The organism is Pseudomonas sp. B20(2017), from assembly GCF_002113125.1.
Lineage (GTDB): Bacteria > Pseudomonadota > Gammaproteobacteria > Pseudomonadales > Pseudomonadaceae > Aquipseudomonas.
In genome coordinates, this window is record NZ_NEJP01000003.1 from 79,377 (window position 1) to 99,925 (window position 20,549).

Here is a 20,549-nt window from a genome sequence, read left to right on the forward strand (position 1 = left end):
GGTTGACGCCTCAGGCCAGCAGTTCCTGAATCTTCTCCTGCAATACATCCAGATCGAATGGTTTTTCCAGGATCGGCGCCCGGCGGGTAATCGGGCTGCCGGTCTCGCGGATTTCCTGCGGATAGCCGCTGATGAAGATCACCTTCAGATCAGGGCGCAATTTGACGGCGGGCTCGGCGATCTGCACGCCAGAGATCCCGCCAGGCAGGCGAAAATCAGTAATCAACATGTCCAGATGCGGCTTGCTCGCCAGAATCTCGAACGCCTGCTCGCCGTTTTCGGCCTGCAATACGCGATAGCCCTGGCTTGACAGATAGTCTGTCAGGACCATCAGGATCACCGGTTCGTCCTCGACGACGAGTACTACATCTTGTGCATCTACGCTCATGGGAAGCCTTTGTTCGTTCAATAGCTGCTGATACGACCGTGTGGTCACTCAGAGGTTGCGTTTGTTTTGCCGTTTTCCTGGAGCGGCAGACAGACGCGAAACAGGGCGCCCTCGTTGATCTTGCTTTCGACGACGATGGAGCCGCCATGGGCGGCGACGATCTGTTCGGAAATGAACAACCCCAGCCCGAGGCCAGCCACCACCGTCTTGGCGGAGACCCGTTCGAACTGTTGAAAAATGCGCTTCTGATTCTCTTCGCTGATGCCTATGCCCTGATCCTGAACTTCGATCCGAGCTTCATCTTGTTCGCGATAAACCCGAACCTGGATCGGACTTTTACCGCCATAACGCAAGGCATTGGTCAGCAGGTTCGACACCACCTGCTCGATACGGAATTCGTCCCACTGCCCTTCCACCGGTTCGCTCGCGGTGAAACTGACCTCAGTCTCGGCGGCTTCGATCTGCTGGGCGAAATTCTCCAGCAGAGTGCCCACCAACTGCACGAGGTCAAAGCGACTCGGTCGGATCGACAACTTGCCGGTGCGGATCCGCGAAACGTCGAGCATGTCTTCGATCAGTCGGATCAGGCTTTTGATCTGGCGCTCGTCGCGGTCGACCATGGCGTGCATCTTGTCGAGGGTGAACGCGGCGGCGTTGTCCCGGGCCAGGTGCATCTTGCGCAGTTGGGTTTCGAGAATAAGGCCGTTGAGCGGCGTACGTACTTCATGGGCGACGATCGACATGAAATCGTCGCGCATGCGCACCGCTTGTTCCAGTTCGCCCTGGGTGCTTTGCAGTTGCTGCAACAGCGCTTCCTGTTCGCGACGGCTCTGCTCAAGGGCTTCGACTTGTTGTTTCATCGCCTTGCTCTGGCGGTACAGGTCGACGAAGACATTGACCTTGCTCTTCACCGCATGAATGTCCAGCGGCTTGTGCAGGAAGTCCACCGCACCGCTTTCATAGCCTTTGAACGCGTAATTGAGTTCACGGCCGGCAGCACTGACGAAGATGATCGGGATGTTCTTGGTTTTCTCGGTGCCGCGCATCAGCTCGGCCAGTTCGAAGCCGTTCATGCCGGGCATCTGCACGTCGAGAATGGCCATGGCGAATTCGTGTTGCAGCAGCAGCGACAGCGCTTCGTCCGCTGAAAGCGCTTTGTAGACGGTGCGGTCTTCGCGTTTGATCAGCGCTTCGAGGGCCAGCAGGTTCTCGGGCAGATCGTCGACGATCAGCAGTTTTGCCTGGATATTACTCAGCATGCGATTCGTTCCAGCTCGACAAGCAGACGGCCGATGCCGTGGAAGCGCCGCTTGAGGCATGGTGGCGACCTGAGCGTCCTCGGGATCCTGAACGATGGTCAGTCCGCCGTGACGTTTGACCTGCGCCAGCCCCCACGCACCATCGTGGTTGGCGCCGGTCAGCAGAACACCAGCCAATGCGGGACCATAAACATCGGCGGCAGATTCGAACAGGTAATCGATCGAGGGACGTGAGTGATGAATGCGGTCCTCAAGGCTCAAAGACAGGCTGCGATCCTGCTCCACCGACAAGTGATAACCCGGCGTCGCGAAATAAACCGTGCCGGGGCTTATGTCCTGCTTGTCGACGGCTTCAGTAACGGGCAATACCAGGCGACGGGCAAACACCTCAGCGAGCTGGCTGCGTCGCTCTTCCGGCAAATGCAGCACGATGATGACCGGCAGCTTGAATCCGGCGGGCAGCGCACCGAGCATCGTCAGCAACGCCTCGACGCCACCGGCGGAAGCTCCGACCACAATCGCCTCGACCCGAGGCAAATCCGCTGCACTGTTCATGATTTGCGGTAGATCCGTTCTTGTTTCACCAGAGGCTCGAACTGGTTGGAGTAGCCGGAAAAATCCAAAGTTTCCTTGCTGCCCAATACCAGGAATCCACGGTGGCACAACGATTCATGGAACAACCCGAACGCTCGATCCTGAAGTTTTTTATTGAAGTAAATCAACACGTTACGACATGAAATTAATTGAGTTTCGGAGAATACACTATCGGTCGCCAGACTGTGATCGGCGAAGGTCACGTTCTCGCACAGGCTCTTGTCGAAAATCGCGTAGCCATAGGCTGCAGTGTAGTAGTCGGCGAACGAGCGCTGACCGCCGGCCTGCTGATAGTTGGCGGTGTAGGCGCGCACGTTTTCCATCGAAAAGATCCCCTGCTTGGCCTTGTCCAGCGAGCGCGGGTTGATGTCGGTGGCGTAGATGATCGTGCGGTCGAGCAGGCCCTCTTCGCGCAGCAGGATCGCCATCGAGTAGACCTCCTCGCCGGTGCTGCAGCCGGCGATCCAGATCTTGATCGACGGATAGGTCTTGAGCAGCGGCACCACTTCCTGACGGATTGCCAGGAAGTGCGACGGATCACGGAACATCTCGCTGACCGGGATCGTCAGCAATTGCAGCAACTGCATGAACGCCGCCGGGTCGTGCAGGACTTTCTCCTGCAAGGCCGAGATGGTCGCGCATTCGAATTGACTCAGCGCGTGCTGCACCCGGCGCTTGATCGAAGCGCCGGAGTAATCGCGAAAGTCATAGCTGTACTTGAGGTAAATCGCCTCGATCAGCAAGCGCAATTCGATTTCGCTGTTTCGTTCCACGGAATAACGGCTTTCCACTAAATGCGTTCCATCTTCGGCAACCACACGCGAATCAGCGAGAACAGGCGATCCAGGTCGATGGGCTTGGCCAGGTAATCGTTGGCGCCCGCCTGCAGGCAGCGCTCCTGATCGTCCTTCATGGCCTTGGCCGTCACCGCAATGATCGGCAGCTTGCGCCAGCGCGGATCCTTGCGGATTTCCATGGTGGCTTCGAAACCATCCATTTCCGGCATCATCACGTCCATCAGCACCAGGTCGATGTCTTCGACTTCATTCAGTTTTTCAATCGCTTCACGACCGTTACGGCCGATCACCACGACTGCACCCTTGGTTTCCAGCGCGCTGGTCAGGGCGAAGATGTTGCGCACATCGTCGTCCACCAGCAGCACTTTGCGCCCCTCGAAGACCTTGTCGCGGCTGCGGGCGGTCTTGAGCATCTTCTGCCGTTCATGGGACAACTGCGATTCGACTTTGTGCAGAAAGAGTGTGACCTCGTCCAGCAGGCGTTCCGGCGATCGTGCGCCCTTGATGATGATCGAGCGTGAATACTTACGAAGATCCGCCTCTTCGTCGCGGGTCAGGTTGCGTCCGGTGTAGACGATGACCGGCGGGAACGAGCATATGTCCTCGGTGGACATGCGCTTGAGCAGATCGTTGCCGAGCATGTCCGGCAGCTTCAGGTCGATGACCATGCAATCGAATATCGTCGTGCGCAACAGTTCCAGCGCGTCCTGCGCCAGGCCAACGGCGGTGATTTCGATGTCGTCGTCGCCGATCAGGCGGGCGATGCTTTCCCGTTGCAGATCGTCGTCCTCGACCAGCAGTACGCGTTTGACCTTCTGCGTCAGTTTGGCTTCGAGACGGGCGAACACATCCTTGAGTTCTTCGCGAGTGGTCGGTTTGACCGCATAACCGATGGCGCCCATGTGCATCGCTGCTTCGACACGGTCTTCCACGGAAATCACGTGCACCGGGATGTGCCGGGTTTCGGCGTGTTCTTTCAGGCGTTGCAGAACGGTCAGACCCGAGTGATCCGGCAGACGCATGTCCAGCAGGATCGCGTCCGGCACGAACTCTTTCGCCAGGTCGTAACCTTCATCGGCGCCGTGAGCAACCAGGCACTGATAGCCGAGTTCATGGGCCAGGTCGTAGAGGATGTGGGCGAAATTCGGCTCGTCTTCCACCACCAGGATGCAGCGGGTATTGAACGGTGCCTTGTTGCGGTCATCGTTGAAGCGCGGGATATCGACGGGCGCCAGAGGCGAAACCGCCGCCACGGGTGCGATGACCGGCGTAGAGGCCGGCGGGGTGAAGGTCAAAGGCGTTATCGGCGCGTCACTAGGCTCGCGGTATTGCTGCGGCAGCACCAGAGTGAAGGCACTGCCCTGCCCCGGCGCGCTGCTGACACTGATAGATCCGCCCAGCAGCGTCGCCAGATCCCGGGAAATCGACAGACCCAATCCGGTGCCACCGTATTTGCGGTTGGTGGTGCCGTCGGCCTGGCGGAAGGCTTCGAAAATGCTTTCCTGCTGATCCTGCGCAATTCCGATACCCGAGTCGCGCACGATGAAGGCAATGCGATCGTCCGGCTGACCGGCGATGGTCAGGCTGACCGTGCCGTGCTCGGTGAATTTCACCGCATTGGACAGCAGATTCTTGATCACCTGTTCCAGACGCTGACGGTCGGTAAACAGGGTGATCGGTGCATCAGGCTGCAATTCGACGTTGAACGTCAGTTTCTTTTCCGCTGCCAGCGGTTCGAACAGGCTGCGCAGGCTATCGGCCAGACGCTCGACGCTGGTGTTTTCCGGCATCACTTCGAGTTTGCCGGCTTCCACTTTGGAAATGTCGAGAATGTCGTTGATCAGGTTGAGCAGATCGTTGCCGGCGGAATAGATCGACTCGGCAAACTTGACCTGCTCGGCGCTGAGGTTTTCCTGCGGGTTTTCCGCCAGCAGCTTGGCCAGGATCAAGGAGCTGTTCAGCGGTGTGCGCAGCTCGTGGGACATGTTGGCGAGGAATTCGGACTTGTACTTGCTCGAACGCTGCAACTCTTCGGCGCGTTCTTCGAGTTGTACCTGGGCCTGATTGAGCTCGGTGTTCTTCTGATCCATGGCGTCGCGCTGCTCGGCCAGAGTCTGGGCCTGTTCGGCCAGTTGCTCGTTGGTCTGCTCCAGCTCGATTTGCTGGGTTTCCAGATGCGCCTGGGATTCCTTGAGAATCCGCGACTGTTCTTCCAGCTCTTCGTTGGCGGTTTTCAGCTCTTCCTGCTGCACCTGCAACTCTTCGTTGAGTTGCTGGGTTTCGGCCAGCACTTCCTGCAAGCGCTGGCGATAACGCGCGGCTTCGATGGAGGTGCCGATGTTGCCGGCGATCAGTTCCAGAAGTGCCACATCACGCTCATTAAGCGGGCGCAGGAAGCCGAGTTCGATCACGCCGTTGACCCGGTCGTCATCGCTGGTCGGCACCACCAGTACGCTGTGCGGCAAGCCTTCACCGAGGCCGGAGCTGACCTTGAAGTAGTCGGACGGCACCGAGTCGAGACGAATCAGATGTGCCTGCTGCGCGACCTGCCCGACAATGCCTTCACCGCTGTAGATCGACTGTTGCAGTTCTTCCTGCTCGCGGGAGAAACCGTAGCTCGCCACACGTCTCAAGCCACCGTGCTCTTCGCGGACATACAGCGCGGCTACCGCGCTTCCGAGGTAGCCGGCACAGAATTGCAGAATGTTGCGACCCAGCAGATTCAGCGTCAATTGCCCAAGAACCTGCTCCGCCAGTTGGGTCTGCCCGGTGCGTAGCCAGGCTTGCTGTTCCAGTCGCTGGGCGCTGGCCTCTTGCGCAGCCAGCGTTGCGCCATAACTTTGCGACAGATTGACCAGATCACGCCGGCCAATGTAGGCGAGCAAACCACTGATGCCCGCGATGAACAGCAGATACAGGCTGATACTCCAGATCGTCGTGCGCCGGACATCTTCATTGCGGGTAGTGCGCAAGAGTTGCTCAGTCTCGATCACGTCTTCGAACTGCTTGCGGATTTCGTCGGTCAGGCGTTTGCCACGCCCGGCCTTGACCGCTGCCTTGTAGTCGCCGCTGGCACGTTGCAGGTCGATCATCGATTGCGCGTAGGTCGTCCACTCGGTTTGCAGGGCCTGGAGGCGGCGCAGGCGATCGGTCTGCACCGGGTTGTCGGCCGTCAGTTCGAGCAAGGTATTGAGCGCCACGGCAATCCGCGGTTTGGCGGTTTCATACGGATCCAGAAAGTGCTCGTCGCCACTGAGCAGAAACCCGCGCATGCCGGTTTCCAGGTCGACCGTGAGCTTCATCGCCTCATTGGCGTTATTGATCACCCGGTCGGTGTGCTCCACCCACTGGATCACCGACAACAGATAACTGATCAGCGAGACGAAGAACACGGCACTGATCGCGCCCACACCCAGAGGCAGGCTGATGTTGCGACTCAGAAGTTTGCGAAACCGTTGCTCATCAACCGAAGACGGAGAGGACATGTGGCAGCCTTGTCGAACTGTTGAAAACCAGGGAGTTTGCCCCAAAACAGCGGCATGGATCCATTTTTCTCACAGTTTTAGTATCGTTTTCCTACATTTGCCTGCGCCGAATAGCAGGCCAGCGGTTATCCTTGCCCACCCGTTTGCGCCTATTCTTTTTTGTATCCATCCGGGAACTTGTGGCTATGCGCCACTTACTCATGCAAGAGCCCGGCATTTTTGATCGACCGGCGCCCCGCCCCCCATTTTTGAGAGCCGCCATTATGTCCAGCACCACGTCCACCATCCTTGTAGTAGAAGACGACGCCATCGTGCGCATGCTGATCGTCGATGTACTGGAGGAGTTGGAGTTCAAGGTCCTGGAGGCGGACGGCAGCGACCAGGCGCTGGAAATCCTCAAGGATGTGAATCAGCACATTGATCTGATGATGACCGACGTCGGTCTGCCGATCATGGATGGCCGTCAGCTGGCCATCGAAGCCCGCACAATTCGCCCGTCACTGCCGATTCTGTTTGCCAGCGGTTATGCCGAGACCATTGAAGTGCCGACGGATATGCATGTCATCGGCAAGCCTTTCTCGATCGATCAACTGCGCGACAAGGTGAAGAGCGTTCTGGGTCAACACTGACACAAGCGGCTTTGCAGCGCGGATTCAACCTCAGGATATGTTCTAATCCGCGTGTTTTTCTTCTTCCCTCTCGTTCTTCAGGAAACACTTTTTCATGAGTCAGCCCGCAACCAAAGTCCTCGTCATTGGTTACGTCTGGCCGGAACCCCGTTCCTCCGCCGCGAGCGGGCATGTGATGCAGATTCTCGAGACGTTCCTGCAACAGGGCTGGCAAATCACCTTTGCCAGCCCGGCCGGCACCGGGGAACATCGCGCCGATCTGACTGCACTGGGCATCCGTGAAGTCCCGATCGAACTGAACAACAGCAGTTTCGACACCTTCATCAGTGACCTGGCCCCGGATATCGTGCTGTTCGACCAGTTCATGATCGAGGAACAATTCGGCTGGCGCGTCGAGAAGCATTGTCCCGACGCCCTGCGCGTTCTGGAGACCTCCGACCTGCAAAGCCTGCGGCATGCACGGCACCAGCGATTGAAGGACCGACTCAAGCTCAGCGACGACACCAACGACTTCGCAGAGCTGTTTGCCCCGGCGCTGGCCGAAGAATTCGAGCTGATGGCGGACACCGATCTGGCCAAACGCGAGATTGCCGCGCTGTATCGCTGCGACCTGAACCTGATGATCTCGCAGGTGGAAATCGAGTTGCTGGTGCAGCAGTTCAAGCTGCCGCCAGAGCTGTTGCACTGGTGCCCCTTGATGGTCGAGCCACCGAGCACCCCAGCGAAACCCTTCGAGGAGCGTGCGCACTTCCTCAGTATCGGCAACTTCCGCCACGCGCCGAACTGGGACGCGGTGTTGTGGATGAAATCCACCGTCTGGCCACTGATCCGCGAGCAACTGCCAAAAGCCCAATTGCACCTCTACGGCGCCTACACGCCGCCCAAGGCGGCGGCCCTGCACAACGCCGCCCAGGGGTTTCACATCATGAACTGGGCCGAAGATGCCTTGCAGGTCATGTCCGATGCGCGTATTTGCCTGGCGCCCTTGCGTTTTGGTGCCGGTATCAAAGGCAAATTGATCGATGCGATGCTTTGCGGTACGCCCAGTGTCACCACCCCCATTGGCGCTGAAGGCATGCACACCGACCAACCGTGGCCGGGCGCTGTCTGCCGCACGGCGCAGGAACTTGCCAATACGGCGGTCGAACTTTATCGGGACGAGGCACGTTGGCAGGCAGCCCAGGCTCAAGGGGGCACGCTTCTCAGGAATGTTTATCCGCAAGCCATACATGGGCCTGCACTGATCGACAAACTGATGGAATGCCGAAAAAACATTGCTCAACTAAGACGTAAAAACTTCATTGGAAGCATGCTGCGGCACCATTCACACAAGAGCACGCAGTATATGGCTCAGTGGATCGAGGCCAAAAATCAGAACAAGTAGGCCATCGTCCAATCGCCTGCTGGCGTAACGGGCACGCAAGGAGGCATGATCACCGGGCGATAACAATAAAAGCGCCCCGTCATGACCCGAACCACTCGTGTGACCGACCCTTCTTACGAGCTGATGGACGACCATAATGGCTTGTCCATCATCTACCGTCAGCACGGCTTCCCCTGCCCGCTGGTGCGCTGGCACTTCCACAAGGAATACGAGTTGCACCTGATCGTCGCCAGTTCGGGCAAGGTGTTCATCGGCGACTACATCGGCAACTTCTACCCGCAGACGCTGTTCCTGACTGGCCCCAATCTGCCGCACAACTGGATCAGCCAGGTGGCCGAAGACGAAGTGGTCGAGAAGCGCGACATGCTGGTCAACTTCACCGATGAGCTGTTCGAAAGCGGTCATCAGGTGTTTGCCGAACTCAAGACTCTGGCACCGCTGCTGGAGCGCGCACAATACGGAATCGAATTCCGCTCCCCACAGACAATTCGTCAGGCCATGACCCTGATGCAACGCATCGCTGATTCAAACGGCATCACCCGTCTCGGGCACTTTTTCATCCTGATGGAATTGCTGGCGGCCTGCGACGACTACCAATTGCTGTCAGGCGCAACCACCCCGCAACTGGCCGACGAGCACAACATCGACCGCACCAACCGGGCGGTCGATTACATCTTCGCCCACTACGCCCGCGAGTTGCCGCTGGAGGAAGTCGCCGACCACCTGGGCATGAAGCCGACCTATTTCAGCCGCGTGTTCAAGCAGGCCACCGGGCGCAATTTCATCGAATTCGTCAATCGCCTGCGCATCAGCAAATCCTGCGAACTTCTGGCGGACGGTGATAAACCGGTGACCGAGGTGTGTTTTGAGTCAGGCTTCAACAATATTTCCAATTTCAATCGGCGTTTTCAGCAGCTCAAAGGCATGACGCCTTCGCATTATCGGCGGCTGGTGGTGCAGCGCCTGACCGAGCAAAACCACGGCTGACGCCGTAAAACCTGTACGGATTCATGCCTGCCGCCCTGCTGAAACGCCCTTGCCTGCGTTTGCTGCGCCAATCTCCAGTGCAAAAAAGTATCGATTCAAGTGCTAGGGATGATTTGTCAGCCCTGCTTCAGAAGGCTGTAATCAGCGCACATTCTTCCCCAGAGGAAGAACACAAAAACAATAACTGTCCTTCTGCCCCCACCGGGTGCAGAAAAGGAGTGCACGATGCAACCCACTGCAAAAGCTCTGCTGGCCCTCACCTGCATGACCCTCAGCAGCGTCAGCCTTGGCGCCCAGACCCTGACCATCGCCACCGTCAACAACAGCGACATGATCCGCATGCAAAAGCTCTCGAAGACTTTCGAGACCGAGCATCCGGACATCAAGCTCAATTGGGTCGTGCTGGAAGAAAACGTTCTGCGTCAGCGCCTGACCACCGACATCGCCACTCAGGGCGGTCAGTTCGATGTGTTGACCATCGGCATGTACGAAGCCGCACTCTGGGGTGCCAAGGGTTGGCTGGAACCGATGAAGGATCTGCCGGCCAGCTACGCCCTCGACGATGTGTTCCCGTCGGTGCGCGAAGGCCTGTCGGTCAAGGGTTCGCTGTACGCCCTGCCGTTCTACGCCGAAAGCTCGATCACCTATTACCGCACCGACCTGTTCAAGGACGCCGGCCTGACCATGCCGGAACGTCCGACCTGGGAGCAGATCGCCGGCTTCGCCGAAAAACTCACCAACAAGGACAAGGAACAGTACGGCATCTGCCTGCGCGGCAAGGCCGGTTGGGGCGAGAACATCGCGCTGATCACCACCGTGGCCAACGCCTACGGTGCGCGCTGGTTCGATGAGCAGTGGAAACCGGAATTCAGCGGTCCCGAATGGAAAAACGCGCTGAATTTCTACGTCGATACCATGAAGAAGTCTGGCCCGCCGGGCGCCTCCAGTAACGGTTTCAACGAAAACCTTGCCCTGTTCAACAGCGGCAAATGCGCAATGTGGGTCGATGCCAGCGTCGCCGGCTCGTTCGTCACCGACAAGACCCAAAGCAAGGTCGCCGATCACGTCGGCTTCACCTACGCGCCGCATCAGGTCACCGACAAAGGCTCGGCGTGGCTGTACTCGTGGGCGCTGGCGATTCCGACCAGCTCCAAGGCCAAAGACGCCGCCAAGCAATTCAGCGCCTGGGCTACCTCCAAAGAGTACGGCGAACTGGTCGCCAAGACCGACGGCATCGCCAACGTACCGCCGGGGACTCGCGCCTCGACCTACAGCGACGCGTACATGAGCGCCGCGCCGTTTGCGAAGGTCACGCTGGAATCGCTGAAAGCGGCTGACCCGAGCAAACCGACCCTCAAGCCTGTGCCGTACATCGGCATTCAACTGGTGACCATTCCTGAATTCCAAGGCGTGGGCACCCAGGTCGGCAAGCTGTTCTCGGCGGCGCTGATCGGCCAGACCACGGTCGACCAGGCGTTGACCGCCGCGCAGCAAACCACCGAACGCGAGATGAAGCGCGCGGGTTATCCGAAGTAATCCGCAAAGCTCGCTCCTGCCTCCTGTGGGAGCGAGCTTGCTCGCGAAAGCGGTGTTCAGTGAAACATTTGTTGTCTGACACGACGCCTTCGCGAGCCAGCTCGCGCTCACCGGGGATCTCCATAGGTCTGTATGACTCGGTTGTGATCACCATGAATACTTCAACTGCCAAAGCCCACATCGACCTGTCGCAGCCCCGGCGCAAAAACCGTGTGGCCAATCCCGGCTGGTTTCTGGTCAGCCCTTCGGTGGCCCTGTTGCTGCTGTGGATGATCGTGCCGCTGGGCATGACCGTCTATTTCTCGATGATCCGCTACAACCTGCTCGACCCGGGCACCAACGAATTCGTCGGGCTGGAAAACTTCACCTACTTCCTGACCGACTCCGGCTTCATGCCCGGCGCCACCAACACCCTACTGCTGGTAGGCAGTGTGCTGCTGATCAGCGTGGTGTTCGGCGTATTGATCAGTGCATTGCTTGAGGCCAGTGAGTTCTTCGGTCGCGGCATCGTGCGGGTGATGCTGATTTCGCCGTTCTTCATCATGCCCACGGTCGGTGCGCTGATCTGGAAGAACCTGATTTTCCACCCGGTGTCCGGGATCCTCGCCTACATCTGGAAGCTGTTCGGCGCGCAACCGGTGGACTGGCTGGCCCACTACCCGCTGCTGTCGATCATCATCATTGTCTCGTGGCAATGGCTGCCCTTCGCGATCCTGATCCTGATGACCGCCATGCAGTCCCTCGACCAGGAACAGAAGGAAGCCGCTCGCCTCGACGGCGCCGGCCCGATCGCAATCTTCTGGCATCTGACGCTGCCGCACCTGGCACGTCCGATTGCCGTGGTGGTGATGATCGAAACCATCTTCCTGCTGTCGGTGTTCGCCGAAATATTCACCACCACCAACGGCGGCCCCGGTTACGCGTCGACCAACCTCGCCTACCTGATCTACAACCAGGCGCTGGTGCAGTTCGACGTCGGCATGGCCTCGGCCGGCGGCCTGATCGCCGTGGTCATCGCCAACATCGCCGCGATCATTCTGGTGCGGATGATCGGCAAAAACCTGACTGACAAAGCCTGAGGCCTGCCATGACTCTTCAACAATCCCGCCGGCTGCAAAGCCTGCTGCTCGGCACACTGGCCTGGGCCATCGCGATCATCATTTTCTTTCCGATCTTCTGGATGGTGCTGACCAGTTTCAAGACCGAAATCGACGCCTTCGCCACGCCGCCGCAGTTCATCTTCACGCCGACGCTGGAGAACTACCTGCACATCAACGAGCGCAGCGACTACTTCAGTTTCGCCTGGAACTCGGTAGTGATTTCCTTCAGCGCTACGGCTCTTTGCCTGCTGATCGCGGTGCCGGCGGCCTACTCGATGGCGTTCTACGAAACCCAGCGCACCAAGGGCACGCTGCTGTGGATGCTCTCCACCAAGATGTTGCCGCCGGTGGGCGTGCTGATGCCGATCTACCTGCTGGCCAAGAGTTTCGGCCTGCTCGACACGCGCATCGCACTGATCGTGATCTACACGCTGATCAACCTGCCGATCGTGGTCTGGATGGTTTACACCTACTTCAAGGACATCCCCAAGGACATCCTCGAAGCCGCCCGCCTCGACGGCGCCACCCTCGCCCAGGAAATGCTCCGCGTACTGTTGCCAATCGCCAAGGGCGGCCTGGCCTCGACCGTGCTGCTGTCGCTGATCCTGTGCTGGAACGAGGCGTTCTGGTCGCTGAACCTGACCTCGTCCAAAGCCGCGCCGCTGACCGCGTTGATCGCCTCCTACTCAAGCCCCGAAGGCTTGTTCTGGGCCAAGTTGTCGGCTGTCTCGACCCTGGCCTGCGCGCCGATCCTGATCTTCGGCTGGATCAGCCAGAAACAACTGGTGCGCGGCCTGTCGTTCGGCGCCGTGAAATGAATGCCCCTGTGGGAGCGAGCCTGCTCGCGATAGCGGTGTGTCTTGCAACAATGATGTCGACTGACACGGCCCCATCGCGAGCAGGCTCACTCCTACAGAAAAGCCCATCCGGTTCAACTGAATAAAAATTGTGGAGGCCCATCACCATGGCCAACCTGAAAATCAAGAATCTGCAAAAAGGCTTTGAAGGTTTTTCCATCATCAAGGGCATCGACCTTGAGGTGAACGACAAGGAATTCGTGGTGTTCGTCGGCCCGTCGGGCTGCGGCAAATCCACCCTGCTGCGACTGATCGCCGGCCTGGAAGAAGTCAGCGGCGGGACCATCGAACTGGACGGGCGCGACATCACCGAAGTCAGTCCGGCCAAGCGCGATCTGGCGATGGTGTTCCAGACCTACGCGCTGTATCCGCACATGACCGTGAAGAAAAACATGTCGTTCGCCCTCGACCTGGCCGGCGTACCGAAAGCCGAAGTCGAGAAAAAAGTCGGTGAAGCGGCACGGATTCTCGAACTGGGCCCGATGCTTGAGCGTAAGCCGAAACAGTTGTCCGGCGGCCAGCGTCAGCGTGTGGCCATCGGTCGCGCGATCGTGCGCAACCCGAAAATCTTCCTGTTCGACGAGCCGCTGTCCAACCTCGACGCCGCGCTGCGGGTGCAAATGCGCCTTGAGCTGCTGCGCCTGCACAAGGACCTCAAAGCGACCATGATCTACGTGACCCACGATCAGGTCGAAGCCATGACCATGGCCGACAAGGTCGTGGTGCTCAACGGCGGCAAGATCGAACAGGTCGGTTCGCCGCTGGAGCTGTATCACAACCCCGCCAATCTGTTTGTCGCCGGTTTCCTCGGCACGCCGAAAATGGGCTTCCTCAAAGGCCAGATCGCGCGGATCGATGGCGCGAGCTGCGAAGTTTCGCTGGACGCCGGCACTCGCATCACCCTGCCATTCAACGCGTCGAACCTGAGCGTCGGCAGCGCCGTGACCCTGGGCATTCGCCCGGAACATCTGGAACTGGCGCAAGCGGGCGATTGCACACTGCAAGTTACCGCTGACGTCAGCGAGCGGCTGGGCAGCGACACCTTCTGCCACGTCAAGACCAACGCCGGCGAAGCCCTGACCATGCGCGTGCGCGGCGATCTGGCGAGCCGTTACGGCGAACAACTGAACCTGCACCTGGACGCTGCCCACTGCCACCTGTTCGATGCCGACGGCGTGGCGCTGACCCGCCCTCTGCGCGCGGCCGCCTGATTTCGAGACTGACCCGATGAAACTGAACAAGCAAAACCTCAACCGCCTCGCCCCCGAAGTGAAACTGCCGGCCTACAGCCTCAGCGACACCCGCCAGGGCATCGCCCACATTGGCGTCGGCGGTTTCCACCGCGCACATCAGGCGTATTACACCGACGCGCTGATGAACACCGGCGAAGCGCTGGACTGGGCCATTTGCGGCGTCGGCCTGCGCGCCGAAGACCGCCGCGCCCGCAACGACCTAAAGGAACAGGATTACCTGTTCACCCTGTTCGAACTCGGCGACAGCGACGACACCGAAGTCCGCGTCATCGGTGCGATCCGCGACATGCTGCTGGCCGAGGACAGCGCTCAGGCGCTGATCGAAAAACTCGCCGACCCGCAGATCCGTATCGTCTCGCTGACCATCACCGAGGGCGGCTACTGCATTGATGACAGCAACGGCGAGTTCATGGCGCACCTGCCGCAGATACAGCACGATCTGACTTACCCGCAACAGCCGAAAACCGTGTTCGGTTTCCTCTGTGCCGCACTGGCCAATCGACGTGCGGCAGGCATTCCGGCGTTCACGGTGATGTCCTGCGATAACCTGCCGCACAACGGCGCCGTCACCCGCAAGGCGCTGCTGGCCTTCACCTCGCTGCTGGATTCGGACCTGCGTGACTGGATCGACGCCAACGTCAGCTTCCCCAACGCGATGGTCGACCGCATCACTCCCATGACCAGCACTGCGCATCGCCTGCAACTGGCGGACAAACACGCCGTCGACGACGCCTGGCCGGTGGTCTGCGAACCCTTCGTGCAATGGGTGCTGGAAGACAAATTCGTCGACGGCCGCCCGGCCTGGGAAAAGGTCGGCGTGCAGTTCACCGACGACGTTTCGCCCTATGAAGAAATGAAGATCAAACTGCTCAACGGCAGCCATCTGGCGCTGACTTATCTGGGCTTTTTGAAGGGTTACCGCTTCGTTCACGAGACCATGAACGACCCGCTGTTCGTGCGTTATATGCGCGCCTACATGGATCTGGACGTGACCCCGCAATTGGCGCCGGTGCCGGGCATCGACCTGACCGAGTACAAGAACACGCTGGTGGCGCGGTTCTCCAATCAGGCGATAGCCGATCAGCTGGAGCGTGTTTGCTCGGATGGGTCGTCGAAGTTTCCCAAGTTCACCATTCCGACGATCAATCGGTTGATTGCCGACGGACAGGAGACCAAACGAGCGGCGTTGGTGGTGGCGGCCTGGGCGCTGTACTTGAAGGGTGTGGACGAGAATGGCGACACTTACTCGATTCCGGATCCTCGGGCGGCGTTCTGTCAGGGGTTGGTGGCGGAGGATGCTTTGATTACTGAGCGGTTGTTGGGGGTTGAAGAAATCTTCGGTACGGCGATACCGCGCTCGAAGGAGTTTGTGGCGGCGTTCGAGTGGTGCCTGAACAGCTTGCGCGAAGAAGGCGTGACTCGCACCCTCGAACACCTGTTGACCTGATCGTTCCCACGCTCTGCGTGGGAATGCAGCCCGGGACGCTCCGCGTCCCTCGATCTGTGTGGAGCGCACATGACAACACAGCAACTGTTCCTCGGCATCGACTGCGGCACTCAAGGCACTAAGGCCATCATCCTCGACGCTGTCAGCGGTCAGGTCCTCGGCCAAGGCGCCGCCGCCCACACGATGATCAGCAGCGCCAACGGCCGACGCGAGCAAGACACCGCGCAATGGCTGGAAGCTTTCACCCTCGCCACTCGCCGAGCTTTATTGGCGGCGAATGTCGACGGTCAATCAATCCTCGGCATCGGCGTTTCCGGCCAACAACACGGTCTGGTATTGCTCGACGAGCAAGGCCAGGTCCTGCGTCCGGCCAAGCTCTGGTGCGACACCGAAACCACGCCTGAAAACGACCGCCTGCTGGCGCATCTGGGTGGTGAACAAGGCTCGCTGGAACGCCTCGGCGTGGTTATCGCGCCGGGCTACACCGTCTCAAAACTGTTGTGGACCAAGGAGCAGCATCCGGACGCGTTCTCCCGCATCGCGCGGATCCTGCTGCCCCACGACTACCTGAACTTCTGGCTCACCGGCCGTGCGTGCAGCGAATACGGCGATGCCTCCGGCACCGGCTATTTCAACGTACGCACTCGCCAATGGGATTTGCAGCTGCTGCGTGACATCGACGCCAGTGGTCGTCTGCAATCCGCGCTGCCGGAACTGATCGACGCCCATCAAACGGTCGGCACGATCCTGCCGGCGGTTGCCGAGCAACTTGGCATCAATCCCGGCGCGCTGGTGTCCAGCGGTGGCGGCGACAACATGATGGGCGCCATCGGCACCGGCAATATTCAGCCGGGCGCGATCACCATGAGCCTCGGATCTTCCGGCACGGTGTACGCCTACGCCGAGGCGCCGAAGGTCAGCCCGGATGCGTCGGTCGCGACCTTCTGTTCTTCCAGCGGCGGCTGGCTGCCGCTGATCTGCACCATGAACCTGACCAACGCCACCGGCGCAATCCGCGAACTGTTCGACCTCGATCTCGACGCCTTCAACACCTTGGTGGCCCAGGCCCCGATTGGCGCAGAAGGCGTCAGCATGTTGCCGTTCCTCAATGGCGAACGCGTGCCTCCCCTCCCCCACGCCACCGGCAGCCTGCACGGCCTGACGATCGATAACCTGACCCAGGCCAATCTGTGCCGTGCTGCCGTCGAGGGCACCACCTTCGGCCTGCGTTATGGACTGGATCTGCTACGCCAGAATGGTTTACAAAGCCGCAGCATTTGCCTGATCGGCGGCGGTTCGAAGAGCGCGGTGTGGCGGCAGATCGTCGCCGACATCATGAACACCCCGGTGATCTGCACCGAGCAAAGCGAAGCCGCCGCCCTGGGCGCGGCGATTCAGGCGGCGTGGTGCAAGTCGTGGTCGAACGGTCACGAAGACACCCTGGCCGACCTGTGCCAGCGCTGCGTGAAGCTCGACCTGAACAGTGAAACCCTGCCGGTTGCCGCGAATGTCGCGGCGTTCCAGCAGGCCTATGAACGCTATCGACTGCATGTCGCAACCTTATAAAGAGCAAACAACTATGTACCTGGTGTGTGGCGAAGCGCTGTTTGATTTCTTCAGCGAAGACGATGCCGGCGGACAGGCATCGAAAGTCAATTTCAAGGCGATTGCCGGCGGCTCGCCGTTCAACGTGGCGGTGGGTTTACGCCGACTGGGCGTGGATTCGGCTCTTTTCGGCGGGCTGTCCACCGACTACCTCGGCCGGCGTTTGCAGCAGGTGCTGCAGGATGAAGGCGTACGTCCGGACTATCTGGTGGATTTCGCCGCGCCGACCACGTTGGCGATGGTCGCAGTGGGCGCCAATGGCTCGCCGCATTACAGCTTCCGCGGCGAAGGCTGCGCCGACCGCCAATTGAGCCTGGCGCATCTGCCATCGCTGGGCCCTGAAGTGCGCGGTTTGCACTTCGGCTCCTTCTCGCTGGTGGTGCAACCGATTGCCGACACCTTGCTGGCGCTGGTGCAGCGCGAAAGCGGCAAGCGCCTGATCAGCCTCGACCCGAACGTGCGCCTCAACCCTGAGCCGAACATCGACCTGTGGCGCGAACGAATCGCTACGCTGGTGCCGTTGGCGGACCTGATCAAGGTCAGCGACGAAGACTTGAGCCTGCTGTATCCCGAGCAGGATCCGCAGCGCGTCATCGAAGGCTGGTTGCAGCATCGTTGCCAGGTGGTGTTCCTGACCCGTGGCGGTGAAGGCGCGACGGTATTCAGCCGTGCTCATGGCTCATGGTCATTGCCGGCGAGTCCGGTGAAGATTGCCGATACCGTCGGCGCCGGCGATACCTTCCAGGCCGCGTTGATCACCTGGCTGACCGAGCATGAGCTGGATTCGGTGGACGGCGTTCAACACCTGAGCCGTGAACAGATCGACGGCATGCTCAGGTTTGCCGTACAGGCCGCCGCCCTTACATGCAGTAAAACAGGTCCGGATTTGCCTTATCGCCACCAGTTGACCTGACCGCGTAGACTGGCGCCCTTTTTTGCACGACGGGATGACGGCTTTTGAATTCGGGGCGCACGGTTGGACTCTTGGTATTGGCGGCACTGTTGACCGGCTGCGGAACATCGCCACCGCGTTCACCGGAAAACCTCTGCGAGATTTTCCGCGAAAAAAGTGATTGGTACGACGCGGCGCAAGTCACGCAAAAACGCTGGGGCGTACCGATCCAGGTGCCGTTCGCGATCATGTATCAGGAGTCCGGATACCGCTACGACGCCAAGACGCCGCGCAAATACCTGTTGTGGGTGATTCCGTGGGGCCGGGTTTCGACGGCCTCGGGTTATGCGCAGGCCAAGGATGAAGTCTGGTCCGACTACCAGAAGAGCACCGGCCGATATGGCGCCGATCGCGAAGACTTCGATGACGCCATCGACTTTGTCGGCTGGTACATGGACAAGACCACCTCGATCAACGGCGTGTACAAGTACGACGCCTACAACCAGTACCTCAACTACCACGAAGGCTGGGGCGGTTTTCGCCAGAAGACTTACGCCAGCAAAGCGTGGCTGATGACCACTGCGCGCAAGGTGCAGAACCGCTCGGACATGTACGGTCAGCAATACGCGGCGTGCAAGGATGATTTGAATCGCGGGTTCTGGAGCCGGTTCTGGCATTGGCTCTGACTCTCGGTGCTCTTCAGGACGCCTTCGCGGGCAAGTCGAATCGTCGCACCGCAGCTCCCACAGGGATTTAGAGTGACCACAATTTAGTCAGCACCCGGGAAACCTGTGGGAGCGGGCTTGCCCGCGAAGGCGTCAGTTCAAACACCGCCGACCTATGGGTTACAACACCGAAAAGTTGTAACTCACAATCAACCGGGTCTCATCCACATCCCGGGCAAACTTCTCGTAGTTGGTGCGGTAAGTCGCATTGCGCAACCGCAGGCTGACATCCTTGAACGTCCCGGTCTGAATCACGTACTTCAACTCGCTGTCGCGTTCCCACTCTTTGCCTTCCTGATCGCTCCCCGGCACCTTGATGTGGTCGCCGTTCACGTAACGAGTCAGGAAACTCAAGCCGTTGATGCCGATCGCCTTGAAGTCATAGTCATAACGCAGCTGCCATGAACGCTCCTGCGCGGCGGCGAAGTCGTTGACCTGCACGTAGTTCACCAGGTACGGGTTGCTGCCATCCAGATACGGCATCGAATTGTCGCCGTTCATGCGCTGCCAGCCAGCGCTAAAGGTGTGACCACTGATGCCGTAGGACAGCATGCCGCTCAACGCCCGGTTATCGATGGACCCGGCTTTCGCATCACCGCTGTCCGCGCTTTTCAGCAAACGCAGATCGGCTTTCAGCACGCCGTCACCCAGCGGCTGATTGGCCAACAGACCCACGAAGTGCTGGCGATAGATGTCTTCCAGCTCGGCGTAGTGATACTGCGCGGTCAGGCGATCGTTGATCTTGTAGTCGAAGCCGTACATGTCGAAATGATCGGCAGTGGTGTTGCAGGCATAACGCTTGTTCTTGCAGTGCACGCGAATATCTTGCGAATCGGTCGAATCCCGGGCGGTGTACTTGTCCAGACGCGCGGCCATGAAGGTCAGGTCCTTCACCTCTTTGGAGGTCAGCATCGCGCCGTTGAACATGGTCGGCAGCAGGCGGCCGTCGTTGTACTTGAGCAGCGGCAGATCCGGCAGCAGCGCGCCGTATTTCAGCACCGTATCCGAGACTTTGACCTTGGCGGTCAGGCCCATCTTCGCGTACTGACCTTTCGAGCCGCGCGGGTTCTCGCCGCTGGACGGCAACAGGCCGCTGTTGCTGCGATCCGGGCTGGAATCGAGCTGAAAACCCGCCATGCCCAGCGCATCGATACCAAAACCGACGGTGCCTTCGGTGTAGCCCGATTGCAGATTGAGAATAAAGCCCTGCGCCGACTCTTCGCGCTTGGACGCGCCCTGATCACTGGAGGTGTGCCCGTCGCGGAAATCGCGGTTGAAGTACACCGTGCGCGATTCGATCTTCGCCGTGGTGTCTTCGAAAAAGCCGCTGGCCTGGATCTGCGCGGTAAAACCGGCGCACAGCACGAACGCTCCGAAGCCAAGCGACTGGCGCGGGGTGATGAGGGGAAATGGGGGACGCATTGAAAACTCCAACAGAACAACGATTGCGCAGAGGCGCAAACAACCAGAAATAGCTCCCGTCCCGGAACGATAATGAACCGGGAGGCAGTGAACACGCGGGGGTGAACGGCAATGATGGCAGATGGCTTTGACGTGCTACAGACGACTTTAGTCTGAAACTGACTGATTGTTCTCGGACGCCGAATTCAA

General features: G+C 59.5%; 16 protein-coding genes and 1 pseudogene. 11 read left to right on the forward strand and 6 right to left on the reverse strand.

Annotated elements, in window-relative coordinates:
* Positions 1-10: 10 nt before the first annotated feature.
* From CAF63_RS05555 to CAF63_RS05570, 5 genes and pseudogenes are all read right to left on the reverse strand, one after another.
* On the reverse strand, positions 11-388 hold the full coding sequence (locus tag CAF63_RS05555; RefSeq protein WP_085683718.1) for a response regulator: 378 nt from the start codon (positions 386-388) through the stop codon (positions 11-13).
* A gap of 44 nt (positions 389-432) precedes the next feature.
* On the reverse strand, positions 433-1,647 hold the full coding sequence (locus CAF63_RS05560; protein ID WP_256574492.1) for a hybrid sensor histidine kinase/response regulator: 1,215 nt from the start codon (positions 1,645-1,647) through the stop codon (positions 433-435).
* A gap of 96 nt (positions 1,648-1,743) precedes the next feature.
* A pseudogene (locus CAF63_RS28935) lies at positions 1,744-2,202 on the reverse strand (chemotaxis protein CheB); the annotation flags it as partial.
* Entirely contained in the window at positions 2,199-3,032 is an 834-nt protein-coding gene (locus CAF63_RS05565; RefSeq protein ID WP_085683720.1) for a protein-glutamate O-methyltransferase CheR, read from the reverse strand. The pseudogene CAF63_RS28935 and the gene CAF63_RS05565, both read right to left, overlap by 4 nt.
* Entirely contained in the window at positions 3,032-6,523 is a 3,492-nt protein-coding gene (locus tag CAF63_RS05570) for a response regulator (RefSeq protein ID WP_085683721.1), read from the reverse strand. Before CAF63_RS05570 ends, CAF63_RS05565 begins: the two co-directional genes overlap by 1 nt.
* 263 nt (positions 6,524-6,786) lie before the next feature.
* On the opposite strand from CAF63_RS05570, the gene CAF63_RS05575 reads away from it, so the two are divergent.
* The 11 genes from CAF63_RS05575 (at position 6,787) to CAF63_RS05625 (ending at position 18,899) form a co-directional block, all read left to right on the forward strand.
* Positions 6,787-7,152, forward strand: a complete 366-nt coding sequence (locus CAF63_RS05575; protein WP_085683722.1) for a response regulator — start codon at positions 6,787-6,789, stop codon at positions 7,150-7,152.
* 94 nt (positions 7,153-7,246) lie between these two features.
* Positions 7,247-8,536 carry a glycosyltransferase gene (locus tag CAF63_RS05580; protein WP_085683723.1) on the forward strand — a complete coding sequence of 430 codons (1,290 nt, stop codon included), beginning with the start codon at positions 7,247-7,249 and terminating at the stop codon, positions 8,534-8,536.
* An 81-nt stretch (positions 8,537-8,617) separates the two neighbouring features.
* Complete coding sequence (locus tag CAF63_RS05585) at positions 8,618-9,523, forward strand: AraC family transcriptional regulator (protein WP_085683724.1); 906 nt, start codon at positions 8,618-8,620, stop codon at positions 9,521-9,523.
* Between the two features lie 225 nt (positions 9,524-9,748).
* Positions 9,749-11,059 (forward strand): sugar ABC transporter substrate-binding protein, encoded by a 1,311-nt coding sequence (locus CAF63_RS05590; protein WP_085683725.1) that lies wholly within the window; start codon positions 9,749-9,751, stop codon positions 11,057-11,059.
* Between the two features lie 152 nt (positions 11,060-11,211).
* Positions 11,212-12,138: a carbohydrate ABC transporter permease gene (locus tag CAF63_RS05595; protein WP_085683958.1), complete on the forward strand. Its 927-nt coding sequence runs from the start codon at positions 11,212-11,214 to the stop codon at positions 12,136-12,138.
* Positions 12,139-12,146: 8 nt separating this feature from the next.
* On the forward strand, positions 12,147-12,977 hold the full coding sequence (locus CAF63_RS05600; RefSeq protein ID WP_007957423.1) for a carbohydrate ABC transporter permease: 831 nt from the start codon (positions 12,147-12,149) through the stop codon (positions 12,975-12,977).
* 146 nt (positions 12,978-13,123) lie between these two features.
* The gene (locus tag CAF63_RS05605) at positions 13,124-14,227 is read left to right on the forward strand and encodes an ABC transporter ATP-binding protein (protein WP_064381731.1); all 1,104 of its coding nucleotides are present in this window, start codon (positions 13,124-13,126) and stop codon (positions 14,225-14,227) included.
* Between the two features lie 16 nt (positions 14,228-14,243).
* Positions 14,244-15,716, forward strand: coding sequence for a mannitol dehydrogenase family protein (locus CAF63_RS05610; RefSeq protein ID WP_085683726.1), 1,473 nt, complete (start codon positions 14,244-14,246; stop codon positions 15,714-15,716).
* A 69-nt stretch (positions 15,717-15,785) separates the two neighbouring features.
* Positions 15,786-17,282, forward strand: coding sequence for a xylulokinase (xylB, locus tag CAF63_RS05615; RefSeq protein WP_085683727.1), 1,497 nt, complete (start codon positions 15,786-15,788; stop codon positions 17,280-17,282).
* Positions 17,283-17,295: 13 nt separating this feature from the next.
* Positions 17,296-18,234: a carbohydrate kinase gene (locus CAF63_RS05620; RefSeq protein WP_085683728.1), complete on the forward strand. Its 939-nt coding sequence runs from the start codon at positions 17,296-17,298 to the stop codon at positions 18,232-18,234.
* Between the two features lie 44 nt (positions 18,235-18,278).
* Entirely contained in the window at positions 18,279-18,899 is a 621-nt protein-coding gene (locus CAF63_RS05625) for a hypothetical protein (RefSeq protein WP_085683729.1), read from the forward strand.
* Between the two features lie 159 nt (positions 18,900-19,058).
* Here the strand turns inward: CAF63_RS05625 and CAF63_RS05630 are convergent, their stop codons facing one another.
* Positions 19,059-20,360, reverse strand: coding sequence for an OprD family porin (locus CAF63_RS05630; protein WP_085683730.1), 1,302 nt, complete (start codon positions 20,358-20,360; stop codon positions 19,059-19,061).
* Positions 20,361-20,549 lie beyond the last annotated feature (189 nt).

Coding starts and splice junctions, on each gene's coding strand:
- CAF63_RS05555 (WP_085683718.1), bottom strand. CDS start 388: ATGAGCGTAGATGCACAAGATGTAGTACTCGTCGTCGAGGACGAACCG.
- CAF63_RS05560 (WP_256574492.1), bottom strand. CDS start 1,647: ATGCTGAGTAATATCCAGGCAAAACTGCTGATCGTCGACGATCTGCCC.
- CAF63_RS05570 (WP_085683721.1), bottom strand. CDS start 6,523: ATGTCCTCTCCGTCTTCGGTTGATGAGCAACGGTTTCGCAAACTTCTG.
- CAF63_RS05575 (WP_085683722.1), top strand. CDS start 6,787: ATGTCCAGCACCACGTCCACCATCCTTGTAGTAGAAGACGACGCCATC.
- CAF63_RS05580 (WP_085683723.1), top strand. CDS start 7,247: ATGAGTCAGCCCGCAACCAAAGTCCTCGTCATTGGTTACGTCTGGCCG.
- CAF63_RS05585 (WP_085683724.1), top strand. CDS start 8,618: ATGACCCGAACCACTCGTGTGACCGACCCTTCTTACGAGCTGATGGAC.
- CAF63_RS05590 (WP_085683725.1), top strand. CDS start 9,749: ATGCAACCCACTGCAAAAGCTCTGCTGGCCCTCACCTGCATGACCCTC.
- CAF63_RS05595 (WP_085683958.1), top strand. CDS start 11,212: ATGAATACTTCAACTGCCAAAGCCCACATCGACCTGTCGCAGCCCCGG.
- CAF63_RS05600 (WP_007957423.1), top strand. CDS start 12,147: ATGACTCTTCAACAATCCCGCCGGCTGCAAAGCCTGCTGCTCGGCACA.
- CAF63_RS05605 (WP_064381731.1), top strand. CDS start 13,124: ATGGCCAACCTGAAAATCAAGAATCTGCAAAAAGGCTTTGAAGGTTTT.
- CAF63_RS05610 (WP_085683726.1), top strand. CDS start 14,244: ATGAAACTGAACAAGCAAAACCTCAACCGCCTCGCCCCCGAAGTGAAA.
- xylB (WP_085683727.1), top strand. CDS start 15,786: ATGACAACACAGCAACTGTTCCTCGGCATCGACTGCGGCACTCAAGGC.
- CAF63_RS05620 (WP_085683728.1), top strand. CDS start 17,296: ATGTACCTGGTGTGTGGCGAAGCGCTGTTTGATTTCTTCAGCGAAGAC.
- CAF63_RS05630 (WP_085683730.1), bottom strand. CDS start 20,360: ATGCGTCCCCCATTTCCCCTCATCACCCCGCGCCAGTCGCTTGGCTTC.